Origin of the sequence: Thermospira aquatica, from assembly GCF_023525255.1 — a bacterium.
Classification (GTDB): Bacteria; Spirochaetota; Brevinematia; order Brevinematales; family Thermospiraceae; genus Thermospira; species Thermospira aquatica.
The window spans coordinates 2,183,111-2,208,318 of the sequence record NZ_CP073355.1 but is presented as its reverse complement, the minus strand read 5'-3'; the positions used below and the strand labels follow the sequence as shown (position 1 = coordinate 2,208,318).

Here is a 25,208-nt window from a genome sequence, read left to right as displayed (position 1 = left end):
AAAGATTAAGAAAATAAGGCGTTCTTTTCCACCGAGGTGTGGCGGAAAAACTTGCCAAAAAAGTCTGAAAGCCAATCGCTACTCACATCATCCACAAGATGAATGTGAAGTTTAGAAGGGGTATCATCCGCATCAATTTCGACAACCTGCATGGGGGAAAGGTTTTTTCTTTGCTTACGTTTGATGCCGGAGAGAAAGAAAAAGGTTTTGACAAGCTTTCGGAGGGATTTGGTGTGATGGCGAGTGGTAAGCCGCATAAGGCTTCGCAGTTTTTGAAGAAGAAGCCAGCTTGCCTTGTAGCTAATGTGAAGAAGTTGTGAAAGCTTCACCGCATTTATCCCCCCATCCTGGCAGACAAGAAACATGGCAGAAAGCCAGATTTTTGGCGAGAGGTGACTTTTTCGCATGATGGACTGGCTTTTTAAGGAAAATTGTCTGCCACACTTGGGGCACTGATACACGAGCCGGCACGAGAGAAGGTGCGCTTTTTCTTTACACCGTGGGCAAATAGGTCCCTCTGGCCAGAGGGCTTTTTCGAGAATCTGGTAAGATTCGTTTTCTGAGAGTGTGAAAAAATCCTTTTCCATGGTTTTCTCCTTAGAGAAATTTTTTCATACTATATATATCGAAAATTTTTTGTTATAGTTGTTAAAAAAGATGTTTTATATATTTTAAAAGTAAGATCGATGGGGAGATTTTGGGGGTGTGAGAAAAATGCTCTTACCTTGTTGCAGTGTGTGGGACAAGAGATTTCCTAAGGTAGGGTAAGAGAAAGTTTTTTCTTTACTGCAACATAGTAAGAGCAAATCTCAAAGCACGTGAGAGTGTGAGAGGGGATATAAAGGTTAAACGTTTAAGCTGGAGTTTTCGACATAAGCTCTTCCCTTTTTGCAGTATTATCGCGAGGTTTACCACTGTGAAAAAGTAATAGCTGGAATTTTTCCCACTGTGACAAGGTAACGGCAAGAGTTTTTTCCTGCAACAAGGGAATAGCTGAAGGGCCTCACTGCGATATGGTAAGAGCTAGCACGGTTTCTAGACTGCAACATGGTAATAGCTAGCATTTTTTGCACTGCCACATGGTAATAGCTCCCCTTCCTCCCCCTCTTTCCCTCTCCAATGCCAAAAAGGTCGTCGCACGAAGATTGCCACAATACTTCTTTTCACTTCAATTTTCATGTTTTTCAAAATTTTTCCGATACCTTCTTATAAGAAAGGAGTTTATCATGAAGGGTCGATGGTTATTGTTCGTTGGAATTTTGTTTTTCTCTTTTGTTTTTGCAGTGGATGCGAAGATTATAGAACAGTGGCAAAAAACCATGCAATACGGGATCTCATCTCAACGGATTGGTGTAATTAAAGCCATTAAAGACAGCAAAGCTGTTGAAGGATATGATTTAATTATGAAGGCATTAGCTTCTGACGACAATCCCAATGTTCGTGGAGAAGCAGCGTATGCCTTGGTAGAACTTAAACTTTCAAATCAGGAACCCTGGATTCAAGCCTTACAAAAGGAGACAAACTCAGAGGTATTGAGAAGAATTGCTTTTGGATGTAGTGAACTCAAAGTAAAAGCTGCAGCACCACTTTTATTTTCTCATATGACAAATCGCTTAGAAGATACCAAGGAAAGTTTACTGGTTGCCACGATTCTTCGGGCACTGGGAGAACTGGAATACAAGCCTGCAGAGGCTACAGTGTTGGGGATTCTTTCAAATTACCAATACACAAAAGAGGTGAGAGGAGCAGCAGCCGTGGCGATAGGGAGTATTGGGGGGAGTAAGAGTGTTGCTCTTCTCAAAACCTTGATCAATGATCCTGCAGAGGTAAAAGAAGTGCGCATGTATGGTGCCTATGCTCTTGGAAAAACAAAAGCTCCAGAGGCTTTTGATATCCTTACTCCCATTATTGATAATGAAAAAGAGGATGTCAATGTTCGTGTTTGGGGTTTAGCAGGCCTTGCTTTTCTTTCTGGTCCTCAAGTAGGAGAAAAAGTGATTCAGTATACACGTTCAGATAATATTCTCTTGAGAACAGAAGCAATCAAAACTCTGGCCAAGATAAAGGAGACACGCGCAATTGAAATTCTCAAGTATAAGGCTCTGTATGACCCTGAGGTTTCAGTACGAAAAGAGGCAAAAAATGCCCTTCAAACGCTGGGGTTTGATCTGAATCAACTCACCAATACAACCCAAACCAATACACAAACAAACACGGCTACTACCAATCGTTAATTTTTTATTCTTTACAATGTAGAGTTTTTTTGTTTTCTCTTGGTGAAAAGGCTTTTTTTATTTTTCTTTTATTAAGGGAATCGGCTTGCTTTTTTATTTGTTTTATTGTATACTAAATGAGAAAATTGGGGGTTTCTATGGGTCAAAAGCTTTTCCGCAAGATTGGAAAAACGCGTATTTTTCCTTTTTCTTTAAGGGTAGCATTTATTTTTTCTGTTTTTATGCTGGTTTCAAATTTTGCCACAAACTACATCAATATTGCTCTTCATCAGGAGGCTCTGGTAGAGCAACTTCGTCTTCTTCTTGTGGAAAACCTTAAAGAGATCTATACCTATGCAGGAAACCAGTATGAGATTTACGAAATCCAGAAAGATCTCAATCAGGTTCAGACGGCCCTTACCAACAGGGCAAAAACCACCTTTAAAAATGCCGGGGCAATTTTTGCTATGCTTGATGCAAACGGAAATGTTCTGGCAGCGGTTGGTGCTGACGCTGAGAACGTCGGGAAAGAAACTCTTTCTCTTCTTTTAGAGAATCAGGCAAAAGGAACAGAGGACGGCTTTCTTTTTTTCAAGCTGGGAAGAGAGGATTACATTCTTGTATACAAATATCACCCTCGCTGGAAAGCTTTTATTATCCGCGGTGAAAGACTGAGAGAATTTTATGCCAGATCAAACCAGATATTCTGGATAGTTTTGGTGTTAATCATCGTGATTTCCCTTCTTCTTACCTGGGTGGGACTTCGCCTTTTGCGGTCGGTAACGAAATATCTTCACGTGATAACCGAGAGCATTCTCAAGATGACGCAGGAACAGCATCTGGATCTTATCGATCTTCGAGGAGCTTCCAATGATGATATCACCTTTCTAGGAGCAGCGTTTAATTCTCTTTCAAGTACGGTCAATAATCTCCTTTTTATTTTTCGTAAGTTTGTGAATAAAGATATTGCTCTTCAGGCTTACCGGGAGAAAGAGGTCCGTCTTGAGGGACGCGAAAAAGAGTTAACCATTCTTTTTTCAGACATCAAGAGTTTCACTTTTATTACGGAAACCCTTGGCACGGATATTATCAAATTGTTAAACCTCCATTATGACAGAGCTATACGAGAGATTCTTCATCGTGACGGGATTATAGGCTCTATTATTGGAGATGCATTGCTTGCTGTTTTTGGTGTACTCGAGGGGGGGAAAAACAAATCCTATCAGGCGCTTCAGGCTGCTTATGGTATTCAGACGGTAGCCAGGTCCCTCCGTGAGAAAATGCAGGAGAAAAAAAGGCGTCTTTTAGAGCTCAAACAGGATTTTACCGAGGAAGAGGAACGTCTTTTCAAGGCGGTGATGCTTGAGGTTGGGGTTGGCATTGATGGGGGAAGGGTCTTTTATGGAAACATTGGTTCGTATGAACGAATGACCAACACGGTTATAGGGGACAATGTGAATGCAGCTTCCCGTCTGGAAGGACTAACCAGAGTTTATGGGGTGCCGGTGATCTGCTCTGAGTACGTGAAAAATGATGTAGAATTCAATGGGTATGGGGAAGAGTTTGTGTTTGTAGAGCTTGACCAGGTCCAGGTGAAAGGGAAAACCCAGGGGAAACGTATTTACTGGCCGCTTCTTCGTAGAGAGATGCATGAGGAGACGAAACGGGATATAGAGCTTTTTGCACGTGCTTTACAACACTACTATGTCGGAGAATGGGAAGAAGCCGAGCGTTTATGGCGAGGGACATCTCTTCCCTGTGTGCCAGTATTTCTTGAAAGAATTGAAGGCAAAAAACCACCAAAAGGATGGAACGGTATATGGACCATGACAAGCAAATAACGCAATGGATACACGATCCAAAATCTTATTTTTTGGCTGAAGACATCGCTTACGAGGGAGAACGTCCACCTCTTTATATTCTGGAAGAAGAGTTTGCCAAAACAAAGAAAAATCGTCCTTATTTTCTCTATTTTATAATGTTTTTGGTGAGCGTGGTGGTTGTTGCATTTAGCCTGTTTGTGACCAAATGGTACCGTGAAAAGGCGAGCAAAATAGAAGTGCAAGTAGCCGATTTTCAGGATCTCAACCTCAAAGAGGTGCTTGCCAGCTATGCTAAAAGTCTTGATGAACTTTCACAGGCAAAATTTGAACTTGATGCTCTACGTCAGGAGTATAGGGATTTTCAGGCCAGGGTGAGACAGCGTCGTCTCCAGGAAGAGTTGCTTCTTGAACAACAGGATTTATCGGAGGAAGAGAAGCTTACTCGATTAGCTCAGATAGCAACCAATGCTCAACAAGAACTGAAAAAACTTGATGAAAAGTATCTCCCTCAGATTGAAGAGAAACAGAAGCGGGTAGCCGAACTCGAACAAACAAGTTCTCAGTATCAGAAGGAGGTGAAAGGGGCGGCCGGGAAGATGAGGGCAGTAGATGACACACGTCAGGTGTATGAGGCTCGTCTCAAACAACAGCAAGAGTATTACCAGAATCAGCTTAATGAACAAAAACGGCGTTACGAACGAGAAAAGGAAGACCTCAAGAAATATTATGAAAAGTTGATGCAAACCATTGTTATGAGGTACAATCCACTGTTTACAACACAGGAGCTTCAAGAAGCTCTTCAGTATCGTGTGGATATAAAAACACCACTGCCGGTGTGGGCTGATGTTATAAAACAACATAGATTGGGATTTTCTGTGGACGAGTTGTATCGACAGGTGCGTTATCAGGAAACCATCATGAAGCGGCTGCTTCTTGTTCCCTATACCAACAGTGTGGCTCTTGCTATTCCTCAAGTTTACCGGCTTTCTCTTGCTTTGAGAAATGAGTATGAAAATTTGGGCAAGGTTGTTGGAGGAGTTCTTTCAGAACGAGAACAGCTCTGGAAACGGATCAATGATGGGCTGGTTCGTGTGGCACGAGAGAGAGGAGAGATAGGTCTTGTGATTTCTTCCCAACAACCGGCGCTGGTAGTCATTGACCCTATTTATGCTGTTAAAACGGGGGATATCGGGTATATCTTCAGACAGGACAGTCAGATGATAGCAAAAGTACAATTTAGGCTTTCCAATTATCAGAGTATCTTTGTAGAACCTATAGAGTGGTATGATACAAAAAAAGAATTTCAGGTGTTTGATCGTGTCGTCTTGAAATTGAGAGGGGAGTAGAGTATGAAAAGGGTTATACTCGGTGGAATATTTTTTACAGTCTCACTTTGGGGGGTAGAATGGCAAAACTATGGACTGGAAGTCATGGGAACGACGAACAAAGAGAACGCCCTGGTGGTGTTTTTGAAGGATAATAAGGGAACTACGTTTTCAGTGGAAAATGGGGAAGCTCTTCCAGAGACTACAGTGGTTTCCCTGTTGCAACTGAAAGATATGATGGTTTCCTGGACGAGGATTGTTCCTGATTCTTTGAGTTTTGTGTATACGGGAACAGGTCTGGAAGTGTTGTTGGTTCCGAAGGTCGTGAGGTATAGGGGACAGGATCTTGTGTCTTATCTTCCCGCTGGCATGCGTTTTTCATGGAAGGTGGGGCTCACGTATGATTTTCGTATGCTTATCGGGACAAATCTTGTGAGAATTCGAGGTGCTTACGAGAGTGAGGAGGAGCTTCTTGCCAGGATGAATCGGGCGGTTCAGTATCCTTCTCTTTACATGCGTTCTGAAGATATCGATCTGCTTCTTCAAAAAGTGGAGAGTATTGAGGAAAGAACAGTGTTTCTTGAGGCAGAAAATGCGGCTTTAAAAAAACTCTGGCTTGCTTACCTGAACAAAAACATTTTTGGACAGCTTCGTCCTATCTCAGATGCCGTGATTGATCGTATTGTGGCACTCAAAAAAACAAATCCTCGTATGGATAGAAAAGAGATTTACAACCAGCTGCGAGCAGAGAATCTTCGTGTCTCGCAAAAAGAGGTAGATCTTGTTCTTTTGGTCTATTTTGGTCAATACTGATAAGGATTTTTCATGAGGTTACTTCTTGAGCATCTTGAGAAGTTTCTTGATTGGAGAGAGATAGAAAAAGCTCTGAGTTCAACATGCATCCAAGAGATGCTTCCTCAGGGATTTTTGGGTTTTTTCTTTACGCTTCTTCAACAAAAAGGATATCAAATTTTCTTCCTTGCAAGAAATGAGATTGAAGCAGAAGAGATCTATCAGAGTGTTTTGAGCGTAGGCGGCAATGCTTGTTTTTTCCCTGAAGTGGATGTCGTCCCTTATGCGCATGTTCTTCCATCCCTGGATAAACTGGGGGATAGAATGCGCTGTCTTTATAGGCTTCTTGAGGGGAAAAATGATGTGGTAGTAGGGACGGCTGAAGCCTTTGGAAGAAAACTTTTACCCCCACAGTTTTTTCTTCGCTCTGAAAAACGGCTTATTGTAGGGCAGAGGATGGACAGAGATGCGCTTATTGATTGGCTGGGGCGCTCTCACTATATCCGTGATCATAAGGTTCTGGAACCGGCTACTTTTGCGGTAAAAGGAGATATTGTTGATGTGTTTTCTCCCCATGCCCCAGCTCCCTGCCGGATCGTTTTTTTTGATGATGTTATTGAAGAGATTAAGTTTTTTGATGTTGCTTCTCAAGTTTCTCAAGAGAAAGTTGATGAGGTACTTCTTCTTCCAGCTACAGAGTTTGCCTGTGAGTGGGAACTTTCCCGTAGCAAGGAGGATGAGGATGTTGCTGTCGCTCATTCTACTTTTCTCAGGGGATACAATACCCTTGCTTCTCTTCTTGACTATAGTGGTGAAAAAAGTGTTGTTTTTCTGTCTTCTGAGAGTGATCAACATTGGCAGGGAATGTATCAGAAGTATCTCGGCAGTGAAAATCTGTTCTGGTCATGGGAGGATTTTGAGAAGAGAATAGCTCATCGATGGGTGTATCAGGGTGCCAGTAAATCGAATACCTTAGTCCATGGAATCATGGATGCCCCTCTCTACGGGGAAGGTTTTGCACTCTTTGTGGAAAATCTTTCTCGACACTATCTTTCCGAAGGATACAGGGTCATTATCACTGTTGAGTTTGAGGATCTTGCAAAACGGCTCCAAAAGATTCTTAAAGACTTTGATCCCAGGATAGTGTCTCTGGAGGAAACACAGTGGTCTGGTGTAAATATTGTCGTCATGGACTATGAGCATGGGTTTGAATGGAGACACGGTAAGATTCTCTTACTTTCGGAGAGTGATATCTCTGGCAAGAAAAGACTGTTTCGTAAACGTCTTCGTCAGATGGATACCATGCTGGATGATCTGGAAAGTATAGCTATGGGGGATTATGTTGTTCATCTCAACTATGGTATAGGTATTTTCAAGGGAGTGGAGAGGCTCTCTATTCTCGGGAAAGAAAAAGATTATATTCATCTTGAATATGCTGACCAGGAAAAGTTATATGTTCCTCTCGAGCAATCTGCCCTGATAGGGAAGTATATCGGAGATCCTTCTCATAAACCAAAGCTAGATTCTCTGGGTGGGAAAAGCTGGTCAAAAAAGCGTGAAGCAGTGAAAAAGAGTGTGGCTGAATTTGCCCAGAGGTTGGTTGCTGTCTATGCTAAAAGACAGGCTTTCAAGGGGCACGCATTTTCTCCCGATACGGTTTGGCAAAAAGAGTTTGAAGATAAGTTTGAGTATATTGAAACGCCTGATCAGAGGAAAGTGATTGAAGAGATTAAAAAAGATATGGAATCTTCTATACCAATGGACAGGCTCCTCTGTGGGGATGTTGGATTTGGCAAGACAGAAGTTGCTATGCGGGCTGCGTTTAAAGCAGTGATGGATGGAAAACAGGTCGCCGTGGTTGCTCCCACCACTGTCCTGGTAGAGCAACACTACTATACTTTTACCAGACGTTTTGAGGGTTTTCCGGTGAAGATTGCCTTTCTTTCGCGTTTTACTGATCCCAGGGAACAGAAAAGGATTCTGCAGGCGGTGCATACTCATCAGATTGATATCATTATAGGGACGCATAAACTTTTTTCTCCCCAGATCCAGTTTCATTCCCTCGGACTTGTAATCATCGATGAAGAGCACAAGTTTGGTGTTGAACAGAAAGAAATTTTAAAAGAACGCTATCCCCATGTGGATTTTTTGAGTTTGTCGGCAACACCTATCCCCAGGACATTGAATCTGGCTTTATCAAGTATTCGAGATATGAGTCTTTTACAAACGCCTCCTGATATGCGTATTCCTGTAGAGACGGTGGTTTCAGATTTCACCTGGGAAGTGGTGAGGTATGCTATTCGCCAGGAGTTTGCAAGAAACGGTCAGGTTTACTTTATTCACAATACGATAAAAAATCTTTCCGAATATGCTTACCGTATTCAACAGGAGGTTCCTGAGGCTAAAGTGGTTATTGGGCATGGACAGATGGAAGAAGAGGCACTGGATCATGCCTTTATGGGTTTTGTTCGAGGGGATTACAATGTTTTTGTTTCGACGACTATTGTGGAATCTGGACTGGATATTTCACGGGCAAATACGTTGATTGTAAGTGATGCTCATCGTTATGGTCTTTCACAGTTATATCAACTCAAAGGACGTGTAGGAAGGGGAAAAGAACTTGGCTATGCCTATTTTCTTTATCCTGCGCGACATTCACTCACTGAAAATGCGCATAAACGTCTTTTTGTTATCAGTGAATATACTGATTTGGGGGCTGGTTTTCAGGTTGCGATGAAGGATCTTGAGATTCGTGGAGCGGGAAACATCCTGGGGAGAGAACAGCATGGAAATATTCTCGCCGTGGGGTATGATCTCTATGTCAGGATGTTGAGAGAGGAGATTCAAAGACTGAAGGGAGAATACAAACCTATCGTGGAACCTTTGATCGATTTAAACTATCATGCTGCCATTCCCGAGACGTATATTCAATCCTCCGCTGAAAAAATGGAGATTTATAAGTTGATGCTTTCCGTAGCTACAGAAGAGGATATTCGTCGTCTTTCGGAGGTTTTACGGGATCGGTATGGGGCTTATCCTGCAGAGGTGGAAACGCTTTTTGAGATAGCCAGGTTGAAGATTCGTGCGAAACAATTAGGAGTGGATTCTATCATAGAACAAACAAGGTATATTCATATACGTTTTGTAAATCCCGCGGCCATCAATGTGGAGAAGCTTCTTCTGGTAAAAAAGACGGGGAAACATTCTTTTGAGCTGAATCCAAAAGAGCCTTCGGTGATCTCCTATGAGAGTTTTGATGGGAGTGTGGAGATGAAGGTTAACCGTTTGATTCGTTTCCTTGAGGATATTTGTGATATTGTTTAGGGTTCGGGCATATCCAGAATGTGACAGCGTATCCGGAGAAATTGACGACGGATTTGGATGTGCGGATAACGTTCCTTGAGTGGGGCAAGATTGATTTCCACGATTTCCCCTGGACGGGTATGGGGTGGGAGGATAATAGACCAGGTAAGTGTTTGTGATATATATCCTTTCCCATGACAACGGTAACAATGTTCGCTTCGTCCACCGCAGACAGGGCAGATCTGTCGAGATGGTATCATGAGCGGAATGGTATACCCCATGATGAGTTCTATACGATACATCTGGACGGTAATATCTGCTTGAAAATGGTTTAAATAATCCTCCGTTGAGAAATCCCGGCTTACTTTGAATCCCTCCTGGAGAATGTTGGTAAGAGAGAGATTATATATGATACGTTGGGAGGGTATAGTAAGAGCGGAAGAAGAAAAAAGTGCCTCTCGATTTGATGGTGCAATGAGTTTTTCACTGATGATGGTGCGATAGGCTACGACCATTTCTTTGTAAAGTTCCTGGCTTGTTGGGTTTTTGTCGGGATGAAACTTCTTGGAAAGTTCCCGGAATCTTTTTTTGATGGTTTCTATGTCGGCGTCTCTATGAAGTCCTAATACTTCATAGGGGTCTTTCATGACACACTCTACATGTCAAAGTTTTGTCCCAAATAAATTCGCCGGGCTTCTTCGTTTGTCGTGAGTTCTTCGTTCGTACCAGAAACCAGTATACGACCTTCATAGATAATATACGATCTATCCGTAATACGAAGCGTCTCCCGGACATTGTGATCAGTAATGAGGATACCAAGCCCCATTTCCTCGCGGAGCTGGAGAACAAGATTTTGGATATCAGCTATAGCGATGGGATCAATGCCGGTAAACGGTTCGTCTAACAGGAGAAAATCTGGTTGCAAGGAAAGAAGACGAGCAACTTCAAGACGGCGCTTTTCACCACCCGAGAGGGTAAAACTCATCTGTTTTCGTACTTTTTGGAGTCCAAGTTGTGAGAGAAGTTTTTCAGTTGTTTCTTCAATCTCTTCTTTGGGTTTTCCGTGGATATCAAGAACGGCTTTGATGTTGTCCTCGACGGAGAGTTGTCTGAAGATGGAGATTTCCTGGGGCAGGTAGCCTATTCCCATTCTTGCACGTTTATACATGGGGTAAGCGGTGATGTTTTCGCCGTTGAGGTAGACAGACCCGCTATTTGGTCTGACCAAACCAACAATCATGTAAAAAGTGGTCGTTTTTCCTGCACCATTTGGACCAAGAAGACCGACTACCTCTCCTCGGCGGATATGGAAACTAATACCCTGGACAACCTTTCGTTTATGATAGATTTTGACGAGATTATCAACAACAATGCCTTCTTTAATATATTCTCGAGCATTTTCCTGGTTGGTAAGCATGCTATTTCCCTTTGAGATAGGTGATGACGCGGGCTATAGTGGATTTGAGATCTTTTCGTTCTACCACAATGTCCACAAAACCATGCTCAAGGAGAAACTCCGCACTCTGGAATCCAGGAGGAAGCTTTTGTTTGATGGTTTGTTCAATCACACGAGGTCCAGCAAACCCTATCAGAGCTTTTTTTTCTGCGATGATGACATCTCCCAACATAGCAAAAGAGGCTGTTACTCCTCCTGTGGTAGGGTTGGTGAGGACAGCAATATAGAGTCCTCCTTCATCAGAAAATCGCTTAAGAGCAGCAGAGGTTTTGGCCATTTGCATCAGGGACAGAATACCCTCATGCATACGAGCACCACCGGAGGCACAGACAATAACGAGAGGCCGTTTATGCTTTGTGGCGTTTTCTATAGCGAGGGTGATCTTTTCTCCGACAACAGAACCCATACTTCCACCGAGAAAATTAAAATCCATAACGGCTAGCTCTATCAAATGTCCATCGAGTTTTCCATATCCCGTAACTACGGCATCCTTGAGATTGGTTTTAATCATGGCATTTTTTACTTTGTCTGTGTAAGGAGATCCATCATTAAAATTCAGTGGATCAGCCGATGTAATGTTATTAAATGTTTCAATGAATGTTCCGGGATCAATAAGCATCTGTATACGCTCAAAGGCATTGAGTTTATCATGAAAGCCACACTGAGGACACACATGGAGGTTGTTTTCCCAGTCCTGGTTGTATATGATGGTGTGACACTCCGGACATTTTGTCCAGAGTCCCTCATTTTGTTTAATAGCGGCACTTTTTTTTACCGTGTATTGTGGCTTTGCAAACCATGCCATACGCACCTCCTTGATGGTTTACTTTGCTTGTTGATAGTACTGGATGGGTTTCTGGTATTTCGAATAATTGTCCAAAACCTCCAGGGCTTTCTGAAGCTGGTTGTCGTATTCAAGTGTGTATACAGGGGGTATCTCTTCTTGTATTTTTTCTGAATACAAGAGATACTCCAGCGCCAGAAGGGGAACGGGAAGACCTGTTTTCATGAGGTTGGTTTGAAACTGGGCCACATCAGCTTTGGTATACGACGGATTTTTATTTAAAAATTCTTTGATGAAATTGGTAGATTGCAGTTTCACCAGGGCATTTTTTTCGATGTCGCTAAGGGTTTCTAACCAGTATTTTTCTTCCACATCTGGCTGAACACCCACCTTATCGATAGTTCTTCCCGCAGGAGTGAAGTATTTTGCTACCGTAAACTTGATTTGAGAGCCGTCTTCAGGGAAGGGATAGGTTTGTTGTACCGATCCTTTCCCGAAGCTCTTGGTGCCAACAATGATACCTCGTCTTGTGTCCTGCATGGCACCGGCAAATATCTCACTGGCGCTTGCGCTTCCTTCATTGATGAGGACCACAACAGGGATTTTTGTAGGGACAAGAAATTTTTGGGGAGTTGCCCTATAGTCTTCGGCAAGCTGATTATTGCGTCCTCTTACATACACTAGGAGACCATTGGAGATAAAGTAATTAGCACATTCGGCAACAGCTGTGAGGAGTCCCCCAGGATTGTTTCGTAAATCGATGATAAGACCTGAAACATTTGACTTCATCATCTGCTCAAGGGAAGTTTTAAAGTCAAAAGCCGTTGGCATACTAAACTCAATAAGTCGGATATATCCGTAGCGTTTTTGTTTTTGATCAATGTAGGCAGATTTGACGGTAGGCACTTTAATAACTGCTCGCGTAATTGTTACTTTGAATGGCTCAATACCTTTTCTCCCGATAGTCAGGGTGACTTTTGTGCCCGGTTTACCCCGAAGGATGTTAACAGCCTCGGATGAAGTAATTCCTGCAGTGGATTTTCCATCAATTTCTAGAATTTTGTCGTTCGGTTTTAATCCTGCTTTCCAGGCTGGAGTATCCTCGATAGGCGCAATAACCGTGAGTTGTCCCTCTCTATCTCCTATATGAATACCAAGACCACCAAAAGTCCCCCCGATATCAATATTGAATTCTTTGGTAATCTGGGGATCCATGAAAGTTGTGTAGGGGTCGCCGGTATTTTCAAGCATTCCTTTGATGGCACCGTAGAAAAGAATCTTAGGAGTGGTTTGTTTTTCATCGTAAAATTGTTCTTTGATGATGTTATAAGCACTTAAAAACATGTTCATATACTTGGTGTATTCTGGATCAAGTTGACCGATGGAGAGGGTATTTCCCTGGGCAAAGAGGGGGTTTATAAATGTCTCTTGAAGCCCTATAATGACCCCTCCCACTATACAACCAAGAAGAAAGGAAAGAAGATAAAACCGTTTTGTGGATTTCATGGTTACTCCTTGTAATATTTTGTCAGGGTATATTATAGATGAAAGAGGCAAGAAAATCAACTTTTATTGATTTTTCGTTAGAGTTTTTTGGGTGTCTTTGAGAATTGGGAGAGGTAGTTATAGATATCCTGAAAGCTATCTCGCTGCTGTTTAGGGTCTCGTATCCCTGGTTCGGTGTACGAAGTGTTGGCCTGTAAGATCCAGCTGTTAGCTGTGTCCTGAATCTGGATATCAAATATCGTTTTAATGATTTGCTGAATGTTTTTATTCTCAATGGGAAAGAGAATCTCAATCCGTCTATCAAGGTTTCTTCGCATCCAGTCGGCACTGGATAGGTAGTATTCCTCTTCCCCGTTGTTGAAAAAGTAATAGATGCGTGAATGTTCAAGGTAGCGTCCTATAATGCTTTTCACCGTGATATTTTCTGAGATGCCTTTTATGCCTGGGATGAGACAGCATATTCCCCGGATGATAAGTTCAATTTTTACTCCTGCCTGAGAGGCTTCATAGAGAGCCTGGATGATATCTTCGTCCGCAAGTGAATTCATTTTGGCGCGAATTTCTGCACGAAGTCCTGAACGAGCATGAAGAGTTTCTCGGCGGATGAGAGAGAGAAATTTTTGTTTCATTGTAAGAGGAGCAATGGCGATCTTTTTCCATGATTGGGGAAGGGAAAATCCGGTGAGCAGGTTAAACATTTGATTAACGTCTTCACAAAGTTCTGGATTTGCTGAAAAAAAACTAAAATCAGAATAAAGACGGGCAGTTGTTTCGTTGTAGTTTCCTGTAGCAAGATGAACATAACGACGGATGCCTTGAGGTTCTTTTCGAACGATGAGGAGAGCTTTGGCGTGGGTTTTAAGATGGGCGATCCCATAGGTGACGTGGACACCAGCATCCTGGAGATGTCTTGCCCAGGCGATGTTTCTTTTTTCGTCAAAACGGGCGGTGAGTTCGTCAACCACGGAGACGTATTTGCCATTTTCTGCGGCGAGGGTCAGGTATTGAATAATCTTTGAGTCACTACTGGTTCTATAAAGGGTTTGTTTGATAGCAATGACATGAGGATCAGTGGCGGCGGCTTCTAGAAGCCAGAGAACAGGATCATAGCTCTGATAGGGGTGAAAGAGGAGAATATCCTCATTAGAGATAAGGGAGAAAATGTTTTTGTGTGTTGTCAGAGACTCGGGTAACAGAGGCGCAAAGGGATGAATTTTTAGATCGTGGAAAGAAGATTTCTCGTAAATTCCCATGAGATCTTTGAGATTCAAGAGTGAGGGAATCTCAAAAACAAGTTCACGAGAAAGATTGTGATGAGTGATGAGGGTTTTAATAGTTTTTTCAGAGAGTCCTTGACTGACTTCCAGTTTGACAACTTCTCTTTTATGAAAGTGTTTGATATTTTGTTCTACGGAAGTTATAATGTCAAGGGCTCCATCCACCTGATGTTCATAGTCGGCATCTCTGGTGATACGAACAACACCACACTTTTGAATGGTATAACCGGGATAGATGAAATCAAGAAAGCGCTCAATAATAAATTCAATAGGAATAAATACATTGGGATGGACCTCGTAAAAACGGGGCACGGAGGCGGTAGGAAGCTCGAGAAAGGAGAGAGAAGGTTTCTCAGCAAGCTTATGGGATGGTGAAGCCGCCAGTTCTACCACAAGATAGAGCATGCCGCTTTTGAGGGTGGGGAAGGGGTGGGTTTTACTTACGGAAAGAGGGGTGAGAAGAGGATAAAGCTGTTTTTCAAATATATCCTTAAGTTCGTTTTCATAAGGAAGAATATCCTCTTGATGGATAAGTATGTGGATGTTTTTCTTTTTGAGTTCATCCCAGAGCTTTTCAAAAATCTGGTACTGTTTTTTGAGCATAGTTTTTACTTCTTTTACTATGGTATGGAGAACGTTTTCAGGATCCTCAGCAAGAGGACCTATGGGGGTATGAGTGGCACACTGTCGTTTGAGAACAGCTACACGAATCATGAAAAATTCTTCTAAGTTTGAAGTAACGATGGCGAGAAATTTGAGTCGTTCCAGAAGAGGATTGAACGGGTCCGTTGCCTCAAAAAGCACACGAGAATTAAACTTAAGCCAGCTATAATCGCGTTGTATCCATGGGAATTTCATAGTTTTTCTACCACCACTTTTATGCCAAAAAAGTTTTCAAAAAAGGTTTTGTTCAGGTGAATGGCGTTTTCTATCACTTCAAAAGCTTGCTGGTTTCTTGGTTCAATATGACAGAGAAGGTGAAGAGAATGTTCTGTAAGTTTTATTTCAAGGTGTCGTATTACCTGTTGGTGGCAACTATCCATAGCATTGGCAAGACGAAGCATGGCAGATAAACGAGTGATCATGATTCTCTCGTGCATATCTAGATTCATAAAATCCCCATGGGTTTTCTTGGGAGCTGAGCGACGGTGATAACGAGCAATAAGGGCAATATAGAGGATTTCCTCGGGACTCAGTCCAAAGATTTCCGTGTTTCTTAAGAGATCATAGGTGTTTTTGTGATGGTTGGTAGCACTGACAAAGTACCCAATATCATGAAGAAGAGCCGCTAGCTGGAGGTAAAGTCTTTCTTTTTGCTCAAGATGGTAGGGTTTTTGAAGTTTATCAAAAAGAAGACAACCATATTCCATTACCTTGTGGGCATGTTCGGCGTCGTAGAGGTAGCGTTTCGCGATAGTTTTTGCCGAGGAAAGGATAATGGGTATGAGGGATGTTTCCTTTTTCTGAAAAAGTTCGTAAGCAAATCCAAAGGTGCTCAACGTATGGGGTAGGTAGAGGGTAGAGAGATTAAGATAATGCAAAAGAGAGAGGAAAAAGACAAGGGAGAGTTTGATACTTTGAACCGCTGTATCAGAAATGTTGTAGTGAAGTACCAAATCTTCTGGCGGGAGAGAAAGAAAATGAAAAGACATTCGTTCGAGCTCTTGACGACGAATTTCATACAGACCGTGTTTTTCTTTATAGCCGAGGTGTTCTACCATATGAACAATGTCGTCATTGAGGAGAACGAGACTGAGATTTTCTTCGCCTAATACGCTTTTAAGGGTTGCAGAGAGTTGTTTTATAAAAGGGAAAAAATAGCTTTCATACGCGGCAGGATTGGTCGGCAAAAACTGGCTGAATCGAAGAATGCCTGTATGATACGTCTGGCTGAAAAGAAGATTTCCCCTCTGCTGAATAAAGATACGACTTGAGCCACTTCCCACGTGACAGATGAGAAGTCCCTGTTGTCTTAGCTCGGGATGTCCTTGAATAATATCGCTGATTGCAAGGTAAATAGCCTCATTTTCTTGATGGGGATGAATAATGGTTACAGGTACACCCAGGATACTTTCGCATCGAGAGATCACCGATTCGCTGTTACTTGCTTCACTGAGGGCGCTCGTGATAAATGCTTTGATTTCTTTGATTCGGTAGCTTTGAAGTGTCTCTTGATAGCGTTTCAGAATATTATGAAGATCAGTTAATGTTTCCTGACGAATGACACCACGGGTGAGAATATCTTTTCCGAGCTGGATGGGCATCCAGAGAGAGTCTATGATTTTCCATTTTTTTTCTCGTCCTTGGATTTCGAGGATGTAGAGTTTGATGGTATGGGATCCAATATCGAGAAGGCCAAATAACTCAGGTTTATTGTTCCAGAGCATGAGCATCTATTCCGTGGTGTTTTTCTTTTAGAATAAATGAGCCAAGAAGATGGTCTAAGGAATTGGTGTGGGAAACCACTTCGTTGAGAATTTTCTGAATCTCTTCGATGCCGTTAAGAAGGGTATTAAGATCATTAAGGTGATCCTGAATGATCTTTTTATTCTCGAGAGAAAGATCCCTGAGTCCACGCACGGCATCTCCGAAATCCTGTGTAGCGGTATTTTGTTCGGTGATAGCAATTTTTACTTCTTCGGTGATCTTTACGATCTCATGGGTAGAAGCAAGGATTTCTTTGGCACCCTGGTTTTGTTCAGACATCGCCAGGTTTATCTGATTGATCATCTGGTTATTTTGTTGGGAATAGGTCAAGATCATATCAAGACCTATACCGGCTTTTTCTGAGAGTTTAACGGATTGTTCAATGCGGTCCACAATCACATTGATCACTTCGCCAATCTCTCTGGCGTTTTTGTTGGTGTCTTCAGAGAGTCTTCGAATTTCCTCAGCCACAATAGCAAATCCCTTCCCTGCTTCACCAGCATGGGCGGCTTCAATAGCTGCATTCATGGCGAGGAGGTTAGTTTGTTTGGCAATATTGGAGATAATCTGAAGCATTTTACGGATCTGCTGGGAATATTCAGAAACCTCTTTAATGGAGGAGATGGCTTTTTTGACAGCCTCACCACCTTCCTGGGCAACGTTATTGAGGTTTGTGGAGATTGCCTGAGATTTCATGGTGGTAGCTGTGATATTTTCTATATTGCGTACCATTTCCTCAATGGAACTGGCACTTTCTTCTACAGCCGATGCCTGTTGTTCCATGTTGTGCATGATACTCTGGATAGAACGACTCATTTCTTCAAGGTTGGCAGTGAGCTCTTCTATACCAGAGGTTGCATTTTCTGTGGAAAAGTCTATCTGGATAACCTTGTTTTTAATGGACTCAAGACTCTGTTTGAGAGTTTTTTCCATAATTTCTTGAGATTGGACTGTGGCGTTTTTCAAAAAGAGAGAGGTTTCCCGGACACTAAGGAGATCGTTATTGATTTTATCAAGGAAACGATTCATAAGGGATGCAATAGTCCCGATTTCATTGTGCATTTGTATTTCAATACGACGACTGAGATCCGCTTTTTCTGTTCCAGAGGAGATATTTTCCAGCTTGGTTTGAATATTTTTGAGAGAATTTTGGATACTTTTAGTGAGCCAAAAGCTAATGATAAGCATCAAAATAAAAGCCACCACAATTACCGTCATATTTATCAAACGAAACTGAAAGGTAAGTTGTTGGATGGTTTGTTTCGGGAGTTCTGCCACGAGGATCCATTGCGTTGAACTTAATTTCAGAGTCTTAAAATAGGCAAAGACAGGTGTTGATTTTCCTTCGGTATCATTGATGGTATATGAGATAAACCCATTGCCTGTAGAGACGATACTTGTGAGGATATTTTCTCCATCTTGAACCACATTGGAAAAAAATGTTCCTGTGGAAAGAGTAGGATGAAAGAGAATAAAACCATGCTCATCCATGAGAAACACTTTAACATCTTTCAAGTCACCGGTAATCTTAAAGGCTCCCCGGAGGCTTGAAAGCTCAACCATATCGGAGAATTCATCGATATATGCCGTCGAACAGAAATACCAGTCTTTTTCTGGGATATAGGAGACATAGAGGAATTTTTCTCTTGCTTGTTGTTCACCGGGGTTTTTCCAGGAGTAAAAGACGATTCCTTCTTTTTTTTTAAGGGCTTCCTGAATAAAATCAAACGAGGAGAGATTGGTCCCCGCGGGGAGTTTGGGGTGGAGGACAACTTCTCCCTTGCCATTAAGGATGGCGGGATACCCTGTTTTGCCTATGGGTATGGAAAAAAGATAGCGTTTCACAAGATTCATGGCGTCTTTTTCTTTTATTTTTTTGTTTTTTACATCTTGAAGGATTGCTGATACACTGTGACGAGCAGAGAAAGTGACGCCTTTGAGGTAATTTCCGGAGATAGCTACTATCTCTCGGTTAAGAAAATTGTAGGAGAGATCAATGACAGAATCAATGTGATCCTCCAGAGATTTTTGAAGCGATTGCTGTGCCATGATATAGTTTAGTACACCAATGCCTCCAATAGATATAATAAAGAGCGTTATCATTCCTACAAAAAGTTGAAGACGCAGAGAAAAACGCTGCATGTTATCCTCCCGGGGATGTGCTCACTATTAATATCGGCGGAATAATGCGATAAACTAAAGCCTTAGACAAAAAATCGGATCATGTCTTCAAAGGTTTCACGTCGGCGAATAAGACGAGCTGTGTTATTCTCGATGAGAACTTCGGCAGGACGTGGATGCATGTTATAGTTAGAGCTCATAGAAAATCCATAGGCACCAGCATTGAGGATGGCAAGCACGTCACCCTCAAGCGGAGTAGTGATCAACCGTGTTTTTGGGCCGTTTTCATCCCGTGTAAAGAGATCTCCGGATTCACAGAGGTACCCAGCGATGACAACCTCTTGTTGTTCGCCCTGTACCCGGAAGGCATTGAAAATAGGATGATAACTTCCATAGGCCATGGGACGGATGAGATGGTTGAACCCCGAATCAACACCAACAAAAGTATATTTCGGAGTGTGTTTGATGTCAGTTACTGTAGTGAGAAGAATACCTGCTTCCGCGACAATAAATCTCCCTGGTTCAAAGGCAATAGTAATCTCCTTCCCATACTCACGTGTAAATTTTTCCATAGTATTTTTGAGGTGATCCGCAAACAGATCAAACTGGAAAGGTTTTTCTTCAGGTCGGTAGGGGATACCAAATCCTCCACCAAAATCAACAAACTCAAGATCTGGAAACTGTTTCGCAATTGAAAGAATGAGAGAGACAAGATCAATAAACTTCCCCTCTTCAAGAATACCTGAACCGATATGGGCATGGATGCCAACGAGTTTAAGGTGAGCGTTTTCAATGATGTTTTTTGCTTGAGGAATCTGGTTATAATGGCTGTCCTGACTATAGAAAATACCGAATTTACTTTCTCTTCCTCCGGTGATCACATGAGAATGATGACCACCTCCAAAATCTGGATTTATGCGGATGGAAACTTCCGATCCAGGGAAAAGGGATGCATACTTCTGAAGCATGTGAAGAGAACCAATATTTACACGGATATTTTGCGAGACAAGCCAGTGGAGTTCTTCTGTTTTGGTGTTGATACCAGTAAAAAGGATTCTCTCTGCAGGAAAACCAGCATGGAGAGCAAGTCTTACCTCATTTAAGGAAACGGCATCTATACAAGCTCCCATCTCGAGAAGCATCTTGAGAATACGGAGATTGCTGTTTGCTTTCATGGCATAATGGATACGTTTGTGAGGATAGGGAATAGCATGAAAAAGGGTGTTGTAACGGTCCCGTATCACATCAGCATGGTACACGTATAGAGGACTGCCAAATTCCCCTATAAGTTCGCATACCTTGACACCTCCAATGGTAAGCTGATTATTTTCAATCTGGTAAGGTTGTATCATCTGATTGTCCTTATTCTTTCGTTTTCTTTGTTTATTATAGCTATATTTTTTTATTTTTGGCAAATTTTATGAGATTTTTTTGGAGAATTGGCAGTGTATACTTAATTGTGTCTGGTAGGAAAAAGATAACCTCCTGTGATAATATAAATAAAACTATCACAGGAGGCCAGATATGATTGAGACGAAGAATATTTTAGAGCTATTCAAACCAATTGTCAAGGAAGTATTAGAGAGTATGTTAAAAGAGGAAAGAGAGATTTACCTGGAAAACAATCCTCCCACAAAAGGCAATGGCTTTTACGAAAGGGATTTAAAGACAGCTTTTGGCGAGCTTACAGCCATACGTGTTCCAAGAACAAGGGATAATGGATTTAAAAGTGCCCTTCTTCCCTATCGCAAACGCATCACAGAAGACTTAGATGCATTAATCAGGGCTATGTTGATATCAGGAATGTCAACAAGGAAGATAGCAGAAGTTTTAAAAGAGCTTTATGAAATAAAGATTTCTTATGCTAACATCTCAAGGATAAGCCAGGTAGGCATAGAAGAGATTCAGAAGTGGCGTAGTCGCCCTCTCATGGAAGAATATGCCGTGGTATTTCTGGATGCTATGGTGTTTCCTATCAAGAGAGACAGGGTAGAAAATGAATCAATATATGTAGCTATAGGCATTACACCTGAGGGAAGACGGGAGATTTTAGGATACTACCTGCCAGGAGGCATGGAAAGTGCTTATAACTGGCGGGAAATTTTATAGATATAAGAGAAAGAGGTGTCAAACAGATTCATTTTATTGTCTCTGATGGCTTAAGTGGTATGAAAAACGTCATAACAGAGATATATCCCACGCAAAGTATCAGCCCTGTGTAGTCCATGTCATGAGAAACATACTGGCTAAAGTGAGAGTTCAACACAGAAATATCATTGCCACTGAAATAAAAGAGGTATTTCATGCCAAAGACAAACAGGAGGCAGAACAATTGTTTATGAAATTTACACAAAATGGAAAAATATCTATCCCAACTTAATGAATAACCTCTTGACAATAAGAGAGAATATATTCACTTACATGGAATTACCTGAAGGAATACGAAGCAAGGTAACAACAATGCAATCTGGAAAGACTCTTTAAAGAACTTAAAAGGAGATTAAAACAATGGAAATGTGTCAAAGCGAGGCTTCAGCTGAGAAATATCTTTACCTGTTATTAAGATACCAAAATGAGAAGTTCTTAAAAAGAAAGTTAAAAAATTGGGAGTATTACTTTCAACTCTATCGTGAGCAACACTCATACACCAAAGAAAATATTCACAGCGAGGTTATCCTATGACTAGACACAATTTTCTTGACACAATGGGAGAATTAGAAAGACAAGATTTTTTTTAAAAAATATTGCTTAAAATATTACTTTATGTTACAATAAACTACACTAAAGTTTTTGAAATAGGAATAAGGTATGAAGGTTAAAGTAGAAGTTTTTTTGCGAAGTGACGTGTTTGATCCTCAAGGGAAAGCTATTCTCAATGCTGTGCACCATCTTGGGTATCACAAAGTCGGTTCCGTTCAAGTGGGGAAAGTTTTTATTCTGGATGTAGAGGGGAGCAAGGAAGAGGTTGAGAGGCAGACCAAAGAGATTGCCGACAAGCTTCTTGCCAATCCGATTATAGAAAATTTTACAGTAAGCTTTTTATAAGAACTTTAAAAATGAGGAAAAGGGGGTTATCATGTCGCATGTGCTTGTTCCACTCGAAGAGATTGTCGAAGAATGGGATCGGCATAGTTATCCCGAAGACTCTATAGGGATCATGTTTAATAACATCGGACTTTTAAAATTTGCTGAAAAACTTAATAATCAACACGAAGGAGGGGTTCCTCTTTTTGTTTTGCCTCTTCAGAAACAGAATATTACCAGTGTTCTTATGAATATTGAGAAGCTTTTTCCCTATACCAAGGGGTTAACGCTTCGGCTTATTGCTCCCCAGAGTAAACGGAAACTTGTGGGGTATCTCCATGAAAAAATTCTCACCTATGTGAATAGGAGGGAGATAGAAAGTAGTATCAATATTCTTCATGAATTAACAGCCAATGCCGAGAAAGCAAATATTGAATATGTTGTCAAAAAACATAATCTGGTTTCCGACCGAAAAGAGATACCTGCTCTTGTGCGAAAAGAGAGGGATACACTTCTTGATACCTGCTATAAAGAGCGTAAATGGGTGAAAATAGGATGGAAGTTTACGCACTCGATTTTTAAACTCGAAGTGAAAAACAATGTTCCGATTCCCGAAGAGGGGGTTTTTGGGATCAAGCAAAAGATAGGGACGAAATTGGACACCCTTGCAGATGGATTTGTGGGGGAGAGAGAAGATCAGATAGGAGCGGGGCTTGGACTTTATTTTGTGAATTTTTTTCGAGAGGAAATGAAATCCCAGTATGATTTTGAGAGTATTTTCCGTATTTATGAGAATGATTTTGAGGAAACGATTGCTTCACTTACGGTTATTTTTGAAAAGGAATAGGTTGTTTATCCTCCTGTCTTTTGTGGTGGCTTTAACCAGCTGTGGAAGTGCCCTGAAAGAGGAAGTCGCAACAGAAAAAGAGGGGGTTTATCGTCTCTTACGGGACTTTTATGCGTGTGATTTTCCCCTTGTGGTCTCCTCTATAAAAAATCTGAATAGGCAGACCAATTTTGCTTATCTGGAAGAGGCTATCCCTGAAACCTTGGGACTTCTTTTTCAATCTATGGAAAACGATTATACCCTGATTGATGCTCTCGAGTATATAAGACTTCGGGGATTTCCTGTTGCTTTGGAAGATAAAATTCTTTCTGCAAAGGTAAGATCGTGGGAAACATACAAAGAGCTCCAGACCACAATGATTACCCAGACAGGGGTTCAGATCATTACTAACAATAAGCTTATTCAAAGCAATACGATAACGAATCTTGTGAAAACGAACGTTTTTCATTTTCGGACAAATGTGTATGAAGAGTTTTTGACGAAGGAGTTTCCTGATCTTTTAGAAGAAATTGCCCGTTGTCGTTTTTCCTGGAGGATAGAGAAGCGCGCCCAGGATACTGTGCAACGTGATACAACGCTTGTGACGAATCAGAGAATGCCTGGCTGGACCTATGAGGGTAATGTTCAGGGAAGTTTGAATGTTTTTGAGAATAAAATGGGGCCATCCGAGGTAGAGGTAAAACTCGTATTTTTTAAAATAGTGGCCTACAAGACAAATCGTCTTGAAATGGTTATCAGAACAACAGAAGACAAACTCTATGAAGAGTTTTTGAAAAAACAAGGAGAGATTCGTCGTTTCTATCTTGGGGGAGATCTTTTAGATGTTGAGATATCAACAGATCCAGAAGACGCCAATGTGTATTTTGATGGAGTGTATGTTGGAAGATCGCCACTCGTGTATGAGGGGGTACGTCCTGGCGTACACTCTCTTCAACTGGTTAAAGAGGGTTTTGCTACTGTTTATTATGATATTTCTCTGGTCAAAGGTGGGAAAAACCTTGTTAAGACAGCCCTTCGCCCTCTGACAATGACAGGGATAGTGGTACTTGAGGGGGAGAGTAATCGCCTCGTATTTCTGGATTCTCTGTATCGAGGAATGACGCCTCTGACGATAAGCAATGTTTCCCTCGGTGAGCCCCATGTGCTTATGATTCGTTCTGATGATAGAGAGTATGAAGATGTATTGTACAATTTTACGCTTACACCGGAGAAATCTTCTCTGGTACTTCCCGTCGGGAAAGGGTACTCTCTTGCCTCCCGTCGTTTCCAGAGAAATGTGGCCTGGGGGCTGTGTTTTGGAGGGTGGGGAGTAACCCTGGGACTTGCTGTTGGTCATTTTTACACTTCTTCTTTAATGCGATATTATCAGGATCAACTCTACAACCCGAATCTTACCGATGCTCAGAAAAGGGCCTATACTTCTGAAGTGACTTTCTATGGAGAATGGCAACAGAGACTCTTCACGTATGGGATTCTTTCTTCTCTGGTTTCTCTGGGATTAACAGGGTATGCACTTTATCAAGAAAGAGCGTATGTAGCGTACGATCCTGCTTCTCAGCAATGGACCATAGAAATTCGGCAAGCGTTTTAGGGGATCTGCAGGATGGGATGGATCTGTGGGATAAGATGGACTTTCCCATCAGGCCAGGAGAGGGTTTTCTCATAAGCCCAGCGAAGGGATTCACTTTGAATGACCTTTTTTTCTGATGTCATGGGTTGGAACGTGAGGGAGAGACTTCTTGTTTTTTCTCTCCAGAGAAGAAAATGCTTCCACACCTCTTCCATCTCTTCAAGGGTTGTTGTGGGGGTGAGAATGACTTTGAGGATAATTGTTTTGCCTGTTTCGGCAATACGGGAGAAGAATCTTTCCTGTGTTTCCCAGAGGTTTTTTCCGATAGCAGAGGGAAGCTTCAGATCCATACTCCACACATCGATATGAGAGAAAATAATGGGAGAAAGTGCCTCTGGAAGTGTGCCATTGGTTTCCATCCAGAACCGGAAACCCTTGAGATGAGTAAGGCATGTTTCGAGAGCCTCTCTCTGAAGAAGCGGTTCTCCCCCTGTGAAGCTGAGCCAATATCCCTGATAAGGAGAAAGAAGCGTTGTCAGCTGTTCGATGGAAAGGGGATTGGAGAGGAAGCTTTCCTGTCCATGGAAATGAATGTGGCAGGTAGGAGAGATTGTAAAGGCTGCAGGGGTATCACAATAGCTACATCTCAGGTTACATCCAGAAAACCTTACAAAAAGAAACGGGATCCCGACAAACTCTGTTTCTCCTTGAAGAGAGAGAAAAATCTCGTCTATCTGCAT

General features: G+C 41.8%; 18 protein-coding genes and 1 pseudogene. 9 read left to right on the top strand and 10 right to left on the bottom strand.

What is annotated here, in order from left to right; all coding sequences use genetic code 11:
* Positions 1-5: 5 nt before the first annotated feature.
* Positions 6-587 carry an IS1595 family transposase gene (locus KDW03_RS10740; RefSeq protein ID WP_271435071.1) on the bottom strand — a complete coding sequence of 194 codons (582 nt, stop codon included), beginning with the start codon at positions 585-587 and terminating at the stop codon, positions 6-8.
* 639 nt (positions 588-1,226) lie between these two features.
* Here KDW03_RS10740 and KDW03_RS10735 point away from each other — a divergent pair.
* The 5 genes from KDW03_RS10735 (at position 1,227) to mfd (ending at position 9,477) form a co-directional block, all read left to right on the top strand.
* Positions 1,227-2,234 carry a HEAT repeat domain-containing protein gene (locus KDW03_RS10735; protein ID WP_271435070.1) on the top strand — a complete coding sequence of 336 codons (1,008 nt, stop codon included), beginning with the start codon at positions 1,227-1,229 and terminating at the stop codon, positions 2,232-2,234.
* 137 nt (positions 2,235-2,371) lie between these two features.
* Complete coding sequence (locus KDW03_RS10730) at positions 2,372-4,054, top strand: adenylate/guanylate cyclase domain-containing protein (RefSeq protein ID WP_271435069.1); 1,683 nt, start codon at positions 2,372-2,374, stop codon at positions 4,052-4,054.
* Positions 4,033-5,382, top strand: coding sequence for a GumC domain-containing protein (locus KDW03_RS10725; RefSeq protein WP_271435068.1), 1,350 nt, complete (start codon positions 4,033-4,035; stop codon positions 5,380-5,382). The genes KDW03_RS10730 and KDW03_RS10725 overlap by 22 nt, the downstream gene beginning before the upstream one ends.
* Before the next feature lie 3 nt (positions 5,383-5,385).
* On the top strand, positions 5,386-6,174 hold the full coding sequence (locus KDW03_RS10720) for a hypothetical protein (protein WP_271435067.1): 789 nt from the start codon (positions 5,386-5,388) through the stop codon (positions 6,172-6,174).
* 12 nt (positions 6,175-6,186) lie between these two features.
* Complete coding sequence (gene mfd, locus KDW03_RS10715; protein ID WP_271435066.1) at positions 6,187-9,477, top strand: transcription-repair coupling factor; 3,291 nt, start codon at positions 6,187-6,189, stop codon at positions 9,475-9,477.
* Here mfd and KDW03_RS10710 read toward each other — a convergent pair.
* From KDW03_RS10710 to lysA, 8 genes are all read right to left on the bottom strand, one after another.
* Positions 9,474-10,103: a DnaJ domain-containing protein gene (locus tag KDW03_RS10710; protein ID WP_271435065.1), complete on the bottom strand. Its 630-nt coding sequence runs from the start codon at positions 10,101-10,103 to the stop codon at positions 9,474-9,476. The genes mfd and KDW03_RS10710 overlap by 4 nt on opposite strands.
* A gap of 8 nt (positions 10,104-10,111) precedes the next feature.
* Positions 10,112-10,840, bottom strand: coding sequence for an LPS export ABC transporter ATP-binding protein (gene lptB / locus KDW03_RS10705; RefSeq protein WP_408648376.1), 729 nt, complete (start codon positions 10,838-10,840; stop codon positions 10,112-10,114).
* 34 nt (positions 10,841-10,874) lie between these two features.
* Positions 10,875-11,717, bottom strand: coding sequence for an acetyl-CoA carboxylase, carboxyltransferase subunit beta (gene accD / locus KDW03_RS10700; RefSeq protein ID WP_271435063.1), 843 nt, complete (start codon positions 11,715-11,717; stop codon positions 10,875-10,877).
* Positions 11,718-11,735: 18 nt separating this feature from the next.
* Positions 11,736-13,202, bottom strand: a complete 1,467-nt coding sequence (locus tag KDW03_RS10695; RefSeq protein WP_271435062.1) for a S41 family peptidase — start codon at positions 13,200-13,202, stop codon at positions 11,736-11,738.
* Between the two features lie 77 nt (positions 13,203-13,279).
* Positions 13,280-15,337, bottom strand: a complete 2,058-nt coding sequence (gene ppk1 / locus KDW03_RS10690; RefSeq protein WP_271435061.1) for a polyphosphate kinase 1 — start codon at positions 15,335-15,337, stop codon at positions 13,280-13,282.
* The gene (locus KDW03_RS10685) at positions 15,334-16,866 is read right to left on the bottom strand and encodes a Ppx/GppA phosphatase family protein (protein ID WP_271435060.1); all 1,533 of its coding nucleotides are present in this window, start codon (positions 16,864-16,866) and stop codon (positions 15,334-15,336) included. The genes ppk1 and KDW03_RS10685 overlap by 4 nt, the downstream gene beginning before the upstream one ends.
* The gene (locus tag KDW03_RS10680; RefSeq protein ID WP_271435059.1) at positions 16,850-19,048 is read right to left on the bottom strand and encodes a methyl-accepting chemotaxis protein; all 2,199 of its coding nucleotides are present in this window, start codon (positions 19,046-19,048) and stop codon (positions 16,850-16,852) included. Before KDW03_RS10680 ends, KDW03_RS10685 begins: the two co-directional genes overlap by 17 nt.
* A 62-nt stretch (positions 19,049-19,110) precedes the next feature.
* Positions 19,111-20,379 carry a diaminopimelate decarboxylase gene (gene lysA, locus KDW03_RS10675; RefSeq protein WP_271435058.1) on the bottom strand — a complete coding sequence of 423 codons (1,269 nt, stop codon included), beginning with the start codon at positions 20,377-20,379 and terminating at the stop codon, positions 19,111-19,113.
* 220 nt (positions 20,380-20,599) lie between these two features.
* Between lysA and KDW03_RS12580 the strand changes: the two are divergent.
* From KDW03_RS12580 to KDW03_RS10645, 4 genes and pseudogenes are all read left to right on the top strand, one after another.
* A pseudogene (locus tag KDW03_RS12580) lies at positions 20,600-21,709 on the top strand (IS256 family transposase); the annotation flags it as partial.
* Between the two features lie 126 nt (positions 21,710-21,835).
* Entirely contained in the window at positions 21,836-22,072 is a 237-nt protein-coding gene (gene purS / locus KDW03_RS10655; protein WP_271435056.1) for a phosphoribosylformylglycinamidine synthase subunit PurS, read from the top strand.
* A gap of 31 nt (positions 22,073-22,103) precedes the next feature.
* Positions 22,104-22,898: a hypothetical protein gene (locus KDW03_RS10650; RefSeq protein ID WP_271435055.1), complete on the top strand. Its 795-nt coding sequence runs from the start codon at positions 22,104-22,106 to the stop codon at positions 22,896-22,898.
* 1 nt (position 22,899) lies between these two features.
* Positions 22,900-24,489 (top strand): PEGA domain-containing protein, encoded by a 1,590-nt coding sequence (locus KDW03_RS10645; RefSeq protein WP_271435054.1) that lies wholly within the window; start codon positions 22,900-22,902, stop codon positions 24,487-24,489.
* On the opposite strand, the gene KDW03_RS10640 is transcribed toward KDW03_RS10645, so the two are convergent.
* Entirely contained in the window at positions 24,486-25,208 is a 723-nt protein-coding gene (locus tag KDW03_RS10640) for a 7-carboxy-7-deazaguanine synthase QueE (RefSeq protein WP_271435053.1), read from the bottom strand. The genes KDW03_RS10645 and KDW03_RS10640 overlap by 4 nt on opposite strands.

What these genes read in the sequence shown, in the direction of transcription:
- accD (WP_271435063.1), bottom strand. Translation starts at nt 11,717, where the DNA reads ATGGCATGGTTTGCAAAGCCACAATACACGGTAAAAAAAAGTGCCGCT.
- purS (WP_271435056.1), top strand. Translation starts at nt 21,836, where the DNA reads ATGAAGGTTAAAGTAGAAGTTTTTTTGCGAAGTGACGTGTTTGATCCT.
- KDW03_RS10725 (WP_271435068.1), top strand. Translation starts at nt 4,033, where the DNA reads ATGGACCATGACAAGCAAATAACGCAATGGATACACGATCCAAAATCT.
- KDW03_RS10730 (WP_271435069.1), top strand. Translation starts at nt 2,372, where the DNA reads ATGGGTCAAAAGCTTTTCCGCAAGATTGGAAAAACGCGTATTTTTCCT.
- KDW03_RS10740 (WP_271435071.1), bottom strand. Translation starts at nt 587, where the DNA reads ATGGAAAAGGATTTTTTCACACTCTCAGAAAACGAATCTTACCAGATT.
- KDW03_RS10680 (WP_271435059.1), bottom strand. Translation starts at nt 19,048, where the DNA reads ATGCAGCGTTTTTCTCTGCGTCTTCAACTTTTTGTAGGAATGATAACG.
- mfd (WP_271435066.1), top strand. Translation starts at nt 6,187, where the DNA reads ATGAGGTTACTTCTTGAGCATCTTGAGAAGTTTCTTGATTGGAGAGAG.
- KDW03_RS10695 (WP_271435062.1), bottom strand. Translation starts at nt 13,202, where the DNA reads ATGAAATCCACAAAACGGTTTTATCTTCTTTCCTTTCTTCTTGGTTGT.
- KDW03_RS10720 (WP_271435067.1), top strand. Translation starts at nt 5,386, where the DNA reads ATGAAAAGGGTTATACTCGGTGGAATATTTTTTACAGTCTCACTTTGG.
- KDW03_RS10685 (WP_271435060.1), bottom strand. Translation starts at nt 16,866, where the DNA reads ATGCTCTGGAACAATAAACCTGAGTTATTTGGCCTTCTCGATATTGGA.
- ppk1 (WP_271435061.1), bottom strand. Translation starts at nt 15,337, where the DNA reads ATGAAATTCCCATGGATACAACGCGATTATAGCTGGCTTAAGTTTAAT.
- KDW03_RS10640 (WP_271435053.1), bottom strand. Translation starts at nt 25,208, where the DNA reads ATGCAGATAGACGAGATTTTTCTCTCTCTTCAAGGAGAAACAGAGTTT.
- lysA (WP_271435058.1), bottom strand. Translation starts at nt 20,379, where the DNA reads ATGATACAACCTTACCAGATTGAAAATAATCAGCTTACCATTGGAGGT.
- KDW03_RS10710 (WP_271435065.1), bottom strand. Translation starts at nt 10,103, where the DNA reads ATGAAAGACCCCTATGAAGTATTAGGACTTCATAGAGACGCCGACATA.
- KDW03_RS10735 (WP_271435070.1), top strand. Translation starts at nt 1,227, where the DNA reads ATGAAGGGTCGATGGTTATTGTTCGTTGGAATTTTGTTTTTCTCTTTT.
- KDW03_RS10650 (WP_271435055.1), top strand. Translation starts at nt 22,104, where the DNA reads ATGTCGCATGTGCTTGTTCCACTCGAAGAGATTGTCGAAGAATGGGAT.